At 66.0% G+C, this 13908-nt stretch carries 11 protein-coding genes; 5 read left to right on the forward strand and 6 right to left on the reverse strand.

The features are described 5' to 3' along the window. Window positions 1-349 precede the first annotated feature (349 nt). Entirely contained in the window at window positions 350-1447 is a 1098-nt protein-coding gene (locus tag ACLMAL_RS04510; RefSeq protein WP_411997929.1) for a lysylphosphatidylglycerol synthase transmembrane domain-containing protein, read from the forward strand. A gap of 37 nt (window positions 1448-1484) precedes the next feature. Here the strand turns inward: ACLMAL_RS04510 and ACLMAL_RS04515 are convergent, their stop codons facing one another. Next, the gene (locus ACLMAL_RS04515; protein ID WP_411997930.1) at window positions 1485-2195 is read right to left on the reverse strand and encodes a methyltransferase domain-containing protein; all 711 of its coding nucleotides are present in this window, start codon (window positions 2193-2195) and stop codon (window positions 1485-1487) included. A 131-nt stretch (window positions 2196-2326) separates the two neighbouring features. Between ACLMAL_RS04515 and ACLMAL_RS04520 the strand changes: the two genes are divergently transcribed. Beyond that, complete coding sequence (locus tag ACLMAL_RS04520) at window positions 2327-2968, forward strand: TetR/AcrR family transcriptional regulator (RefSeq protein ID WP_328407570.1); 642 nt, start codon at window positions 2327-2329, stop codon at window positions 2966-2968. Here the strand turns inward: ACLMAL_RS04520 and ACLMAL_RS04525 are convergent. Then, window positions 2927-3265, reverse strand: a complete 339-nt coding sequence (locus ACLMAL_RS04525; RefSeq protein ID WP_411997931.1) for a cupin domain-containing protein — start codon at window positions 3263-3265, stop codon at window positions 2927-2929. The genes ACLMAL_RS04520 and ACLMAL_RS04525 overlap by 42 nt on opposite strands. Before the next feature lie 64 nt (window positions 3266-3329). Between ACLMAL_RS04525 and ACLMAL_RS04530 the strand changes: the two genes are divergently transcribed. Next, on the forward strand, window positions 3330-4754 hold the full coding sequence (locus tag ACLMAL_RS04530; RefSeq protein ID WP_411997932.1) for a PLP-dependent aminotransferase family protein: 1425 nt from the start codon (window positions 3330-3332) through the stop codon (window positions 4752-4754). A 389-nt stretch (window positions 4755-5143) separates the two neighbouring features. On the opposite strand, the gene ACLMAL_RS04535 is transcribed toward ACLMAL_RS04530, so the two are convergent. Both ACLMAL_RS04535 and fadD5 read right to left on the reverse strand, forming a co-directional pair. Then, window positions 5144-5749 (reverse strand): cysteine hydrolase, encoded by a 606-nt coding sequence (locus ACLMAL_RS04535; protein WP_411997933.1) that lies wholly within the window; start codon window positions 5747-5749, stop codon window positions 5144-5146. A gap of 65 nt (window positions 5750-5814) precedes the next feature. Beyond that, window positions 5815-7386, reverse strand: a complete 1572-nt coding sequence (gene fadD5 / locus ACLMAL_RS04540; protein WP_411997934.1) for a fatty-acid--CoA ligase FadD5 — start codon at window positions 7384-7386, stop codon at window positions 5815-5817. A gap of 389 nt (window positions 7387-7775) precedes the next feature. On the opposite strand from fadD5, the gene ACLMAL_RS04545 reads away from it, so the two are divergent. Together ACLMAL_RS04545 and ACLMAL_RS04550 are read left to right on the forward strand one after the other, a co-directional pair. Next, window positions 7776-8753: an NAD(P)H-dependent flavin oxidoreductase gene (locus ACLMAL_RS04545; RefSeq protein WP_411997935.1), complete on the forward strand. Its 978-nt coding sequence runs from the start codon at window positions 7776-7778 to the stop codon at window positions 8751-8753. A 73-nt stretch (window positions 8754-8826) separates the two neighbouring features. Continuing rightward, window positions 8827-9918 (forward strand): RNA ligase (ATP), encoded by a 1092-nt coding sequence (locus ACLMAL_RS04550; protein ID WP_411997936.1) that lies wholly within the window; start codon window positions 8827-8829, stop codon window positions 9916-9918. A 229-nt stretch (window positions 9919-10147) separates the two neighbouring features. Here the strand turns inward: ACLMAL_RS04550 and ACLMAL_RS04555 are convergent, their stop codons facing one another. Together ACLMAL_RS04555 and ACLMAL_RS04560 are read right to left on the reverse strand one after the other, a co-directional pair. Continuing rightward, a complete protein-coding gene (locus ACLMAL_RS04555; RefSeq protein ID WP_411997937.1) occupies window positions 10148-12832 on the reverse strand; it encodes a LuxR C-terminal-related transcriptional regulator in 2685 nt (894 codons plus the stop codon). A 67-nt stretch (window positions 12833-12899) separates the two neighbouring features. After that, window positions 12900-13850, reverse strand: coding sequence for an MBL fold metallo-hydrolase (locus ACLMAL_RS04560; protein WP_411997938.1), 951 nt, complete (start codon window positions 13848-13850; stop codon window positions 12900-12902). Between the last annotated feature and the right edge of the window lie 58 nt (window positions 13851-13908).

A 13908-nucleotide genomic window follows, 5' to 3' on the forward strand; every position in this document is an offset into this window, starting at 1 on the left:
ACTGCACCGGTAGCGGCCAAAAATTGCTGGTACACGTCAGGCAGTTCCCGGATATCGAACGGGGGATCCCCGCGGGTATCGCCGAACACATCGGCGGAGCGGTAGAAGGGGCGGGCACTGTTTCGGATGTCGAAATAATCGGAGGCGGCTGAGTCGGCATTTCGCCCGGCAGCAGACCGGCCTCTGCATCCAGGACAGCTAAGGGTATGAGCAGGTGCTGCGCAGTCGTCACCAGCGGCCGATGACCAATGGTCGCTGGTGACGGCTTTCCACAGCGCCGACCGGAAGTAGAATCGGACCCGCTGCCACCTCTTGGCCACCTACCGCGGATCCGGGCTAGGCTGAGCCCGTGGTGGACGCAGAACCCGACGCTAGACCGGAGTCCCCGCGGCGACGGGGGTACTCGAGATGGATAAAGTGGCTGCTCGGCACCGCGCTTTTAGCGATCTTGGTCGCCGAGGGCGTCATTCTTTGGCCCAGCCTGCATGACTCGTGGCAGCAGCTCATCGGCGTGAAATGGTATTGGGTAGCGTCCGCGATCTGGGCAGAAGCGGTGTCTTTCAGCGGATTCGCCCGGGTCCAGAAGCAACTACTCCACTCTGCCGGAGTCGAGGTCAGCCAGCGTAAATCTTTGGCCGTCACTTACACGGCGAATTCTATATCGGCAACACTTCCCGCCGGCCCGATCTTCTCGATGGCTTTCATCTACCGGAACACTCGACGCTGGGGCGCAAGTCCATTGGTAGCGTCGTGGCAGCTGGCAATTTCGGGCGTAGTCGCTGCGGCAGGCTTGGGCTTACTCGGGCTCGGCGGCGCGCTACTGGGTTTCGGTTCCATCAGTCTCGTCACCTTGACATTTTCGCTTGCGAGTGTGGTCGCTCTGGTCTGGGCCGGGCATTATGCCGCCACCCATACTGATGCACTCGAAAACACGCTCAGGCGAATTGTCGGGAAAATCAACAAAATACGCAAAAAACCCGAAGACAGGAGCATGGCGAGGGTCCGTGAGATTCTCGGCCAACTGGAATCGGTAGACCTGAATCGACGAGACGGGCTGCTGACACTGGTCTGGGCCATACTCCATCGCACCGGTGATGTCGTTTGTCTGGCCTTCTGCTGTTATGCCGTCGGCGCAAATCCGAACTGGGCCGGACTGATGGTCGCTTTTGCGGCCGGCAAAGCCGTCGGCACCGTGCCGTTCATACCGGCAGGCATCGGATACGTTGAGGCAACCTTGATTTGGGCTCTCACAGCCGCAGGTATGCCACTGTCCCAAGCGGTACCCGCAGCGATTATCTACCGGATGATCAGCTTGATTCTGGCGGCGGTTCTCGGCTGGATCATCTTCCTCGTATCGTTCCGCACGCTTCATGAACAAGCCGACCTCGATACCGAGATCGACGCGGAATTGGGTGTCGGCACCCCAACCCCGCGTGATCTCGAATAGCCTCCTATGTGTGCTGGAAATAGTTTCCAGCCACGACTCACACGTCTTTGACGGCGAGCAGCGCTCCGGTCGCCGGTTTGACCTGGGCGAAATCAACGGTCCGAAATCCGGCCGCCAGCAGTGTTTCCCGGTAGCGCCGAATATCAATGGCCGCCAATGGATCTGCCTGGTGTCCAACCGCGGCGTCGTCGTGGGTGCGGTGCCCGGCATGCCGGGACATGCCCTTGACCACCGCGCGCAACATGCGGCCGTTGGTGTCCGTATCGGCAAGCAGCAGTCGGCCGCCGGGCCGCAGGACGCGGAACATGTGCGCGATCGCGGCATCGCGTTGCGCCTCCGGGATGTGGTGCATCACGAAAGTGCAGGTCACCACGTCGACCGAAGCGTCGGCCAGCCCTAGCGACTGAGCGGGGCCGAGTTCGAATCGACAGTTCGAATCTCCGCGGGTGCGTCCGATCGCGTAAGCGATCATCTGCGGCGATGGGTCGACGCCGATCACTCGGCCGCTGTTGCCGACCCGAGCCGCAAGGGCGCGAGCGAGATCGCCTGGCCCGCTACCGATATCGAGTGCATGCTCACCGGTAACAGCACCGGTCAGTGCGACAAGGCGGGCATTGAGCGCCCTGCTCCTGCCGAGCATGAATGCGGTCTTGAAGGCGCGATAGCTACGCGGCTTGGTGAGCAGGACGCCGACTTCGTTGTCATCGCGAGAATGGGTAATGGCAAACTGTTGTTCGTTTCGGGTCATGTGTTCATGATCTGAAGGAACTGCCAGATCGACCAGAAGCAAATCGGCGGAATCGGTTCCGTTCGGGACGGATTCCTGCCTTCTGTTCGGAAGGCCACGCCATCGGGAGGCCCCATGCACGGAACGAAGCTATGAGCGACAGCAAGGATCGCCGGGTCAGGCGCACCAAGAGCCAGCTACATCGCGCACTGATCGAGCTGATGCTGGAACAAGGCTACGACCGGATCTCCGTGCGGGACATCTTGCAGCGCGCCGACGTCGGGCGGTCCACGTTCTATGCCCACTTCCGCGACAAGGACGATCTGCTGCTGGTGAGCAGCACCGAATACCTGCGTGCGGCGGTGGCGGCCTGTCGCACCGGACGCGACACCGCGCCGCTGGCGCCGGTCTTCACGCTTTTCCGTCTTGCTGCCGAGAATCCCGAGGTGTACGAAGCGATGCTCGGACGCAAGAGCAGCGCGGTGCTGCTGCATACGACCCGGCGCATGGTCGCGGCCATTCTCACCGAGCAGCTGTCCAAACGGCTGGATATGGACGACAGAGAGCTCACCACCACCGTGACATTCATGTCCTGGGGGGTGGTCGGCCTGCTCGGCGCGATTGCCGATACCGAATCACCACTTTCGGCGACCGAGGCCTATCAGCGCTTCGAGCAACTGATCGGCCCCGGCCTCGTCGGCCGAGTGCGAGTGGTGCCGCCGGTCGACGACTCGAAGGTCACCGACCTGGAGTCAGTTGCCGTACTGCGCAGTCTCGGGGCGCTCGATCAATAGCGTGTGCGCGATCCCATCGGCCACCGGGCGGTGGCTGATGCCCTTGGGCACGACGAACATTTCACCGGCGTGCAGCGTGACGTGCTCCCGTCCCGCCAATTCGATGCGGAAAGACCCGTCCCAACACAGGAAGAGTTCGTCCTCCTCGTGGTGGTGCCACGGGAACTCGCCCGCCAACTGAGCCACCCGGACCACGGTGTCGTTGACGATGGCCAACTCGCGCTGTTGAAACGGCCCGGGCAGGCCCGCGATGGCCGCGGTGATCGAAACGGGTCCGGTGGTGCTTGCTGCTGTCATGGGAACCATCGTCGAGCCGTCGGGCAACCCGATCCAGCGCCAATCCGGCATAATTGGTTTGCCTATGGATCCAATCGATGTGACGAAGCGGCTCGGCCGCTGGTCGGCGGGCCGCGGCCCGTTGTACGCCCTGCTCGCCGCGGGACTGCGCCAGCTGATCGATGACGGCGAGCTGTCCCCCGGCGCGCCACTACCACCGGACCGCGCCCTCGCTACCGCACTGGCGGTCGGGCGTAGCACCGTGGTCGCGGCTTACGACTTGTTGCACGACGAAGGACGGATCGTGCGACGGCAGGGCAGCGGCACCCGGGTAGCCGGAACACCACAGGTGGACCCGCTGGGAACCACGAGTGAGCCGATGTTCCTCGACCTGCTCGAACCGCGATCGGACGTCATCTCGCTTGCCTGCGCGGCACCCGACCGGCCCCCCGCCGAGCTGACCGAGTCCTACGCGGCGATGCTGCCCGCGCTGGCCGCAACCACCGATGACATCGGCTACTACCCCGCGGGTCATCCCGTGCTGCGCCGCGCAGTCGCCGAGTACTATCGCGGACGCGGCGTACCGACCGAGCCCGCACACATCCTCGTCACCACCGGTGGCCAACAAGCGCTTTCGCTGCTCGCGAGGGCATACCTCCGGCCGGGCGATCGAGTGCTCGTGGAAGCACCCACCTATCCCGGCGCATTGGAGACATTCCGAGAGCAGGCGGCAGTCCTGTCCGGGTTGCCGCCCGGGCTGGACGGTTTCGCGGCGGCAGTGCGCGAACACCGTCCGGCAATCGCTTACGTGATCCCCACCTTCCAGAACCCGACCGGCTCGGTGCTGTCCGTGCTCGCGCGACGCCGACTCGCGGAAACAGCTGCTGCCGAAGGCATTCCGCTGATCGATGATGAAGTCCTCGCCGAACTCGGCTTCCCCGGTCACCAGACACCCCCACCGCTTGCCGCCTTCGCGGACACCGTGATCACCATCGGCTCGTTGAGCAAAAGCGTGTGGGGCGGACTGCGTGTCGGATGGATACGCGCGGCCGCACCCGTCATCTCCAAACTGGCCAGAATCCGTGCGGTGCACGACCTCGGCGGCAATCTACCCGCCCAGCTCGCCGCCGCCGAGCTGCTGCCGCACCTCGATGACCTGCTGCGCAGGCAGGCGCCCGAGCGAAAGATGCGCCACGACCATCTGCGCGCCGAGCTGGCCCGCCGCCTACCGGACTGGGCAGCGCCCCCGGTCGAGGGCGGCCAGACCCTCTGGATCCGCCTGCCCTACGGCGACGGCGCCTCTTTCGCGCAAGCCGCACTGCGCCACCGTGTTTCGATCCTGGCAGGTAGCGGACTCGACTCGTCCGGCGGCTCTGAGAGCTCGGTACGAATCCACTTCCTGCACCCACCGGAAACCCTCAGCACTGCCGTCGATCGCCTGGCCGAGGCCTGGCGCACCTACCGTCCACCGTCCCGGCCCGCCACCGCACCACCCGCACTCGCCATGTAGCGACGGCGGCAGGCCCGATCCGCGCCGGTTCGCGCACAGCCCGATGACCAGACCGTCCTTCGAACAGATCGCGGGCATCGCCGCGTCGGGCTGAGCATTGCACTACCAGCCGTCGACGGGCATGACGTCCGAATCACTCACCGTAATAACGTATTTCGTCGCGACGGTGGTCGCCTCGGTGGAACCGGCCCGGCCTGCCGGGGACCCTACGGCAGTAATGGGTGCCGATGCCACCGCCTGCGTCGGTGACCGGGCCGCAGTTCACGTCTTCGACGGTGTCACCGGGGTTCGCGCGGGCGGCTCGTCCTGGTGGACCTGCTGGTTGCCAGTGTCATTGGAGCACAGCAGCAACCGCTCATTCGTCTTTCGAAGGAGGGAACCGGCGAGAATCAGTGGGGATCGATCAGTGCCAGTGCCTGGTCCGCGGTGCGGCATCCCGCCGTGGTCAGTTCGAGATTTGCCAGCGAGGCCGCGTCTGCTTCGGCGGTCGGCGCGACGACACAGTCCGCGATCGGATGGACGGTGAAGCCCAGATCGGTGCCGTGGCGCGCGGTTTGCTCGACCGTGAGGTTGGTGGCGACGCCGGTGATGAACAGGGTGTCGATCCCTTGATCGGCGAGCCAGTCGGCCAGCTTGTTGCCCGCGAGGCCGGAGAGCTTCTGGTTGTCGAAAACGATGGTCGGCTGTTCGATCATCTCCGGAATGAGCTGGCTACCAGGAGAATCCGGACGAAAGTCGGTCTGCGCCGCGCCGACCGAGCGCATGAACCCGGTATTGCGCACCAGCTGGCCCTCCCCGATCGGAATCGTGAACCGGGTGAAGACCACCGGCAGGCCGCGCTCGGCGGCCGCCTCATGGAAGCTCCGCGCACGCGGCACGACGCCACTGGCAGCGACCGGACCCGACAGCATCGGTCCGAAAAACCCTTCGGGCCGAATCACATTCACTTGCCAGTGCAGCGCGAGAACGGCCGCACGGATGCGTGGGATAGCCATATTCGATCCTTACGCATCCGCAACGCCGATGTCCACCGAACAGGCGGGATCGATTCACCCGGGAATCAGGACGAATAGTCTTTTCGCAGTTGAACTTTCACAACCTTGCCACTGGCAGTGCGGGGCAGCTCGGCCACGACGACCAGATCCTTCGGATGCTTGTAGCGCGCCAGATTCTCGTTGAGGAAGGGCGCCAACTCCGCCAGCGTGAGCTCGGTGTCGGCATCGACAAGGGCGACGATGGCGACCGGGACCTCGCCCCACTTCTCGTGCGCCCGCCCGACCACCGCCGCCTCGCGGATCTTGGGGTGCGCGAACAGCACGTTCTCCACCTCCGCGCAGTAGATGTTCTCACCGCCGGAGATGATCATGTCCTTCTTGCGGTCCACGACGTAGAGGAAGCCCTCCTCGTCGGCGCGAACCAGGTCACCGGAGTGGAACCAGCCGCCCGCGAAGGCATCCGCCGTCGCCTCCGGCTTGTTCCAGTAGCCGGACATGAGAGTCGGTCCTCGGTAAACGATTTCACCGACCTCGCCGGGGGCGACATCGTTCATCTCGTCATCGACGATGCGAGCCTGGATGGTAGGGATGGGCTTGCCGACCGAGCCGAGCTTGCGGATCGCGTCCTTGCCATCGAGTACACAGGTAATGGGCGACATCTCGGTCTGGCCGAACACCGCGACATTGGCGGCGTTCGGGAAGCAGTCGGCCATCGCCTGCAGCACCGTGTCGGAGGCGGGGGCCGCGCCCCAGCTGAGCATCGTCAGCGCGAGTTTGCGGTCCTTGACCGTCGGCTCCGCACAGATCATCTGCCACTGCGCAGGCACGCAGAACGCCGTGGTGGCCTGCTCGCGCTCGACCGCGTCGAGGAAGTCGGTCGCGTCGAAGGCGCCGAGCGGGTGCAGGACCGTCTTGCCGCCGAGCAGGAAATACGGTGCGAGACTACCGATTCCGGCGATGTGGAACAGCGGCGAAGTACAGAAGCCGACGGAATCGGGACCGAGGTCCATGGCTCGAATGCAGGTCAGCGACTGGGCATTCATATTCGCGTGCGAGAGCACCGCGCCCTTGGGGCTGCCGGTGGTGCCCGAGGTGTACATGATCAGCGCCGGAGTGTCCTCCGGGATGTCGAGCGGCGTGTGCGGCGCACCGCCCTCGACGAGCACGTCGTCGTAGCCGAATACGCCGTCGGCGGTCTTGCCGCCGATCACGATGCAGCTCTCCAGCGCGGGCGCTTGCCCCTGCACGGCGGCGGCCAGCGGCTGCAGCATGGTGTCGGTGACGATCGCCTTGGCGCCGCTGTCGCCGACGATGTAGGCGACCTCGGGCGGGGTGAGGCGGAAGTTCACCGGCACCGCGATGGCGCCGATGGCGGTGATACCGAAGATCGCTTCGAGGTACTCGGGGTAATTCAGCGCGAGGATGAGCACCCGATCGCCGAACCCCACGCCACGCCGGGCGAGGGCGTCGGCGAATTTCAGCGAACGCTCGTTGAGCTGCTGCCACGTGGTGTCCACCCCACGGAACCGAATCGCGACCGCGTCCGGGCGCATCTGCGCGTGTGCCGCGATCTGGTTGTTCCAGTGGTTGCGCCGCGACCTGATCGGCTCGTCGAGCGGCTTCACACCAGTGGTCATGCCACGAACTCCTCTCGGACCGTCGCGTGTCCGCCGGGGAGTCCGGCAGCGCTGACGGGCTGAACTGAGGCCAGAATAACAACTAACTTACTGGTCTATCAAGAGACCAAGATATGAATCATCGTTAATCGCCTCAGCGTGAGCCTCGGTACACATAAATATCCCTTAGCTGCGCATATGTCGAGAACACCGATGCGACAGCGAGGACCTCGGTCGAACGAACCGGAGTCAAGTATGCGAATGTCGGCTCACTTAGGAGTTGAACGTGAGGCGATTCTCGTGTCACCATCAGTGCCTGAGGCGGATGGTATGCAGCTGTCCACCCCGGACGACGGTGTCCACCCGTTCCGGGCGAGCACCGCGCCCGCGCAAGGCATAGGAGAAACGCAATGCTGCGTACCAGGTTCACCGAGACCTTCGGCGTCGAGCACCCGATCGTGCAGGGCGGCATGATGTGGGTCGGCAGGGCCGAACTCGTCGCGGCCGTCGCGAACGCGGGCGGACTCGGCTTCATCACCGCGCTCACCCAGCCGACTCCGGAGGACCTGCGCCGCGAAATCGCGCGCACCAAGGAGCTCACCGATAAGCCGTTCGGTGTGAACGTCACGATCCTGCCGTCGATCAACCCACCGCCCTACGCGGAATATGTGCAGGCCATCATCGACACCGGCATCAAGATCGTCGAAACCGCGGGCAGCAACCCCGAGCCGTTCCTGCCGTACTACAAGGACGCGGGCATCAAGGTGCTGCACAAGTGCACCAGCGTGCGGCACGCACTCAAGGCCGAACGTATCGGCGTCGACGGCGTCAGCATCGACGGCTTCGAGTGCGCAGGCCACCCCGGCGAAGACGACATCCCCGGCCTGGTCCTGATCCCCGCCGCGGCCCGCGAACTGCGCATTCCGATGATCGCCTCCGGCGGCATCGCCGACGCCCGCGGCCTGGTCGCGGCACTGGCACTCGGCGCAGACGGCGTGAACATGGGCACCCGATTCCTGTGCACCCAGGAATCCTCTATCGCACAGAAGGTGAAGGAGCAGATCGTCGCCAACTCCGAGCGCGACACCCAGCTCATCTTCCGCACCATGCACAACACCGCCAGGGTCGCCGATAACGAGATCAGCCGCAAGGTCGTCGAAATCGAAAAGTCCGGTGGCACTTTCGACGATGTCCGCGACCTGGTCTCCGGCGCGCGCGGCCGCCGCGTCTTCGAAGAGGGCGACCTCGACGCCGGCATCTGGTCGGCGGGCCTGTGCCAGGGCCTGATCCACGACATCCCGAGCTGTGCGGAACTCATCTCACGCATGATCACCGAAGCCGAAGAGCTCATCACCGCTCGGCTGGCGGAAACCGTCGTCGTCGGCTGACCCGACGCAGAAAACCCTTCGACCGCCCAGCTTTCCGGAACGTAGGCTCGGCGGACGAAGAAGGGGGTTTCCTATGTCGACGTTGCAGGTCACCGCGGAGCGGCTGGTCGTCCATCCACATCCGAATGCCGATCGGCTCGAGCTCGCTCAGGTCGGGCTCTATCGTGCGGTAATCGCCAAGGGGCAGTTCGCCACCGGGGACTACGCGCTGTATATCCCCGAGCAGGCCATCCTGCCCGATGGGCTGATCGAGGAACTCGGACTGACCGGAAAGCTGGCAGGCGGCGCGCGCAATCGGGTGAAGACGGTGCGGTTGCGCGGCGAGGTTTCGCAGGGGATCGTCTGCCTTCCCGGTGTGATCGGCACGGTGGATCTCGCGCAGGCCCAGGCCACCCGGACCGATTTCGCCGAGCTGCTCGGGGTGACCAAATGGGTGCCCCCGGTGCCGGTTTCGATGTCGGGACAGGTGGAATCTGCACCGGATCTGATTCGGTGGATCGATGTCGAGAACATCAAGCGATACCCGGACATTTTTGTGGCCGGCGAAGCGGTGGTCGCGACGGAGAAGATCCACGGCAGCGCGTGCCTGATGACCTATGTCCGCAACGACGACCGGGTTCATGTGTCGTCCAAGGGAATCGGCGGGCAGTCCTTGGCACTGACCGCCGCCGACGGCAACCTGTACTGGCGGGCGGTGCGGCGGTACGGGCTGATCGAGGCCGCGCGGAAAATCTCGGAGGCACTCGATCTTTCGCGGATCGGCCTGTTCGGCGAGGTGTTCGGCGCCGGGGTGCAGGATCTGCACTACGGCGCTGCCGCGAGCCGGGACGAGACGCTGGGATACGCGGTATTCGACATCGCGGTCGAGCCGTTGGGTTCCCCGCTGCGCTGGCTCGGGCATCACGAGATCGGTGCGCTGCTCGATGAACTCGGCATCACTCTGCCGCGTGTCCCGGTGCTCTATGACGGGCCTTATGACATCGATCTACTGCTCGCACTCGCCGAGGGCACCGAGACCGTCACCGGCTCCGGAACCAATATTCGCGAGGGCCTCGTAGTTCGGCCTGCGGTGGAACGCTATTCGACGGTGCTCGGTGGGCGCGCCATCGGCAAGGTCGTGTCGAACGCGTACCTGCTGCGCGACGGTGGCACCGAGTACGAGTAAGCGGTGGCCTCGCCTTCGCTCAGGCCAAGCGCACCAGCGGCGGCCACGCCTTCCCTCGAGCCAAGCGCACCAGCGGCGGCCACGCCTTCCCTCGAACCAAGCGCACCAGCGGCGGCCACGCCTTCCCTCGAACCAAGCGCACCAGCGGCGGCCACGCCTTCCCTCGAACCAAGCGCACCAGCGGCGGCCACGCCTTCCCTCGGGGCTCGACAGGTCGACGCGGTCGGAGTCAGTCGAGCTCGAGGCGGACGAGCTCGACGCGGCTGGCCACGCCGAGTTTGGGGAAGGCGCGATACAGGTGGTGCCCAACGGTTTTCGGACTCAGAAACAGTTGGGCGGCGATCTCTTTGTTCGTCGAACCGGCGGCCGCCAACCGGACCACCTGGAATTCCTGCGGGGTGAGGACCGCGGCCAGATCGGTTTCCGGCTCCGGCACCACGCCCTCGCCCGCCGCACGCAGTTCGGTGCGGGCACGTTCGGCCCACGGCGCGGCGCCGAGACGGTCGAAGATCTCCAACGCCTTGCGCAGGTGGGTACGGGCCTCGCCCGCGCGCCGTTCACGGCGCAACCATTCGCCGTAGAGCAGGCCGGTGCGCGCGTAGTCATACCAACGCTCGACTGCGGCATGCAGTTTCAATGCTTGCCCGAACAGCTCGCCGTCGCCGTTGAGTTGCGCCTGGCAGCGCAACGTCAAAGCCTCGGCCCACGGCGATTCGATAGCGCTGGACCACTCTTCGATATCGGTCAACGCCTCGACGGCCCGCTGCGGACTCCGCAGCCGTGCGGCGGCTTCCACCAGGTCCGATAGCAGATCGATCCACTGGCCCCGCGCCCGATTCGGCGAATGGTACTGCGCCTCCAGCCGATCGAGCGCGAGCTCGTTGCGCCCGAGACCGAGGTCGAGCAATGCGAGCGCCCATTGGAAGTGCGCGACATCAATGGCGTTGTAGTCGCTGGGCGCCTCGCGCAAATTGCGTTCGGCGAGTTCGCGGCAGCGCTGCTCGTCACCGCGGACAGCCGCGATGATCGCCAGATTTCCCTCGGCATGGCAGACCCGGTTGGGCTGGCCGATATCGGCGGCGATCCGCCCGTACTGGGTCGAGGTCAGCTCGGCTTCGCGAAAGCGACCGAGGATCAACTCCGTCGTCGCCAGTGTGCAGCCGACGGCGGGCAACCAGCCGATCATGCCGCGATCACGCAGCAACTCGGCCAACTCCGCCAACATGTCCCGCGCGTCGGGCATATCGCCGATCAGTGCTGCCTGCAGCGCGTAGGCGAGCCGGATGGAGATCATTTCGAGTGGAATGGCGCGGCTGAAGGCCACACTGGCGCGGATCTGCGCGACCCCGGCCGCGCGCTCACCGGAATGCAGCATGAGTGGCCCGTTCACCGACGAAACCAGCAGCGCTCCTTGCTCACCGAGTGGCAACGCCGCCATCCGGTCACGCGCCCGGATGACCCCGGTGAGGTCACCGGCGGTCCACGACGCGCGCCCCGCTTCGATCAAGGTCCACGCGGCACGCTCGGGATCGACCTCGGCGAGGTGCTCGGCAGCCTCCATGAACAGGTTGTGCGCCCTACGCAGTGAGCCGTGCTCGAACTCGATCAACCCACGCACCCCGCCGATCCGGCCGCGTTGGCTCGGGTCGAGGTCCAATCGCTCGGCCTGCTCGGCAAGACGAAGAGCACGGTCGGTCCGGCCGGCCTCTGCGGCGATTTCGACCGCAGACATCAGCCGCCGGGCCCGCACGGCCGGGTCCGGCGTGAGCGATGCGGCGCGCTCGAGTGCCGCGGCGGCCGAGGCGTGACCGGTCCGGTCGCGGGCCCGATCGGCGGCGACTTCCAACGCCGCGGCGACGGTCTCGTCCGGGCCCGTCGCGGCCGCGGCACGGTGCCACGCACTGCGGTCGGGATCGTCGGCCAGCGCTGCGGCAATGGCAGCATGCACCGCGAGACGCTGGGTGAAAGACGCGCTGTGGTAGGCGGCCGCGCGCTTGAGCGGGTGCCGAAACGACACGGACGGTCCCGTGATGCACACCATGCCGGAACGTTCGGCCTCCGTGAGCGCGTCTGCGGTGAGCCCCATTTCGGTGAGCACCCGCAACACCAGACCGAGGTCACCGGTCTCCTCGGCGGCGACCACCAGCATGGCCATGCGGGCGGACTCGGACTGGTCGGCGATGAACTGTGCATAACCGCTCTGCAGACGCGACGGCAGCGGCAACGGTCCCAGCTGCGGCGAATCGAGATCCATCCGCGGCAGTTCGAGCAGCGCCAAGGGATTGCCCGATGCCTCGGCGAGCACCCGCCGACGCACCGCAGGCTCCAGGTCCGGCCAGAAGTCCGCGAGCAGGGCAGCGGCGGCTTCGCCATCCAGCGGCACCGGCCGCAATTCCGGCAAACCGGGCGCGGTGAATTCGGTACGGCCCGCGAACAGCATCACGATGCCTTCGGCGCCGAGCCGCCGAGCCGCGAACAGCAATGCGTCGGCCGAGGGGCGATCCAGCCACTGCGCATCGTCGATCAAACACAGCACCGGCCCCTCGGCGGACAACTCGGCCAGCAGTGACAAGGTGGCGACTCCGACAAGGAACCGGTCGGCCTGCTCGGCCGGACACAAACCGAGCGCGCCGCGCAGAGCGTCCCGCTGCGGACCCGGCACCGCGTCGATCCGATCCAGCGTCGGGTTGAGCAAGAGGTGCAGGCCGGCGAAGGGCAGTTCGGATTCGCACTCGATGCCGGTGCAGCGCAGCACCCGCCAACCAGCCCCGGACAGTTCCTCGGCATGGTGCAGCAACGCGGACTTGCCCTCGCCCGCCTCCGCGATGATCGCCAGCGCGCCGCTACGGGAGTGGCGCGCCCCGTCCAGCAATCTTCCGATCTGCTGTATATCTCCAGCGCGACCGTAAAGCATGTACGTCAACCTAAGGGGCCGGCGGAAAATCAGCAAACGGGATTCGGTCGCTGAACTGGTCCACTACCTATTTTGCGGCCAGCGCGGCGACGGCGGTGTAGTCGTGGGCCGCGACGATATCGATGCCGTCGGGCAACGCGTGCAACCGATGGATGGTGGCGAACGTGGCATCGCGGTCGGCGTCGAACAGTTGACCAGGCATCGGCGCCTTCTCCCGAATCAGCTCTACCTGCAGCTTGTTCCACACCGCGTCACCGGCCAGCAGCACTCGGCTGCCGTCGTCGACCGCGAGCAGTACGCCGATGCTGCCCGGCGTGTGCCCGGCCAGATCGACGAGCAGCACCGAGCCGTCGCCGAACAGGTCTTTGCTGCGCGGGAAGGTCGCGACCGGTGGCCCGTCGAGCTCGAAGGTGTCGAAGGTGCGGGCACGTAGCGGACCGCGGGCAACACCGGTCGGGGCGTGCTCACCACCGAGCGCCCAGGCGTGCTCGGCGGCGGGCAGGCGGATCACTACGGAATCGGGCAGCTCGAGCAGACCTGACACATGGTCCCAGTGCAGGTGGGTCGGGATCACGAAGTCGATCGTGGTAACGGCGATATCGCGGGCGGCAAGGGCATCGGAGAGCCCGAGCACGGGCTTGTGCGGGGCAACCAGCAGCGGGATCGGGAACGGGAGTTCGGGCAGCACACGATCGTGCACGCCGGAACACAGCGCCGGATCCACCAGGAAGCGCGCGCTCGGGTGCTCGATGAGGTAGGTCGACATCGTCATCGGCAGCTGACCGATGCTCCGCACGCCCTCGGCGACGATAGTCGTCGGCGCCGACATCCTGGCCTGCATCAGCACCGTGAGTCCGACGGTGACCTGCGCGGGCGGCAGCGGTTGCGGACTCAGGCTCGCAAGCAACGCGGCATCGGGGCGCCGCGGGCGCAGCAACCGCCCCGGCGTCGCAGCTACCGCAGCGCAACAGCGCAAGACAGTGGGAAGGGTGGGCGTCCGCTCGCTGCTGTCGGCCATCGTGCCACCGTAGGCGATCGAGGCAGTCGGTGAAAGCGGCGGGGGGCCAGGCAATTTC

The sequence above is a fragment of the Nocardia sp. CWNU-33 genome, assembly GCF_046764895.1.
Taxonomy (GTDB): domain Bacteria; phylum Actinomycetota; class Actinomycetes; order Mycobacteriales; family Mycobacteriaceae; genus Nocardia.

What these genes read in the sequence shown, in the direction of transcription:
- ACLMAL_RS04555 (WP_411997937.1), bottom strand. Translation starts at nt 12,832, where the DNA reads ATGCTTTACGGTCGCGCTGGAGATATACAGCAGATCGGAAGATTGCTG.
- ACLMAL_RS04545 (WP_411997935.1), top strand. Translation starts at nt 7,776, where the DNA reads ATGCTGCGTACCAGGTTCACCGAGACCTTCGGCGTCGAGCACCCGATC.
- ACLMAL_RS04550 (WP_411997936.1), top strand. Translation starts at nt 8,827, where the DNA reads ATGTCGACGTTGCAGGTCACCGCGGAGCGGCTGGTCGTCCATCCACAT.
- ACLMAL_RS04560 (WP_411997938.1), bottom strand. Translation starts at nt 13,850, where the DNA reads ATGGCCGACAGCAGCGAGCGGACGCCCACCCTTCCCACTGTCTTGCGC.
- ACLMAL_RS04515 (WP_411997930.1), bottom strand. Translation starts at nt 2,195, where the DNA reads ATGACCCGAAACGAACAACAGTTTGCCATTACCCATTCTCGCGATGAC.
- ACLMAL_RS04525 (WP_411997931.1), bottom strand. Translation starts at nt 3,265, where the DNA reads ATGACAGCAGCAAGCACCACCGGACCCGTTTCGATCACCGCGGCCATC.
- ACLMAL_RS04530 (WP_411997932.1), top strand. Translation starts at nt 3,330, where the DNA reads ATGGATCCAATCGATGTGACGAAGCGGCTCGGCCGCTGGTCGGCGGGC.
- ACLMAL_RS04520 (WP_328407570.1), top strand. Translation starts at nt 2,327, where the DNA reads ATGAGCGACAGCAAGGATCGCCGGGTCAGGCGCACCAAGAGCCAGCTA.
- ACLMAL_RS04535 (WP_411997933.1), bottom strand. Translation starts at nt 5,749, where the DNA reads ATGGCTATCCCACGCATCCGTGCGGCCGTTCTCGCGCTGCACTGGCAA.
- fadD5 (WP_411997934.1), bottom strand. Translation starts at nt 7,386, where the DNA reads ATGACCACTGGTGTGAAGCCGCTCGACGAGCCGATCAGGTCGCGGCGC.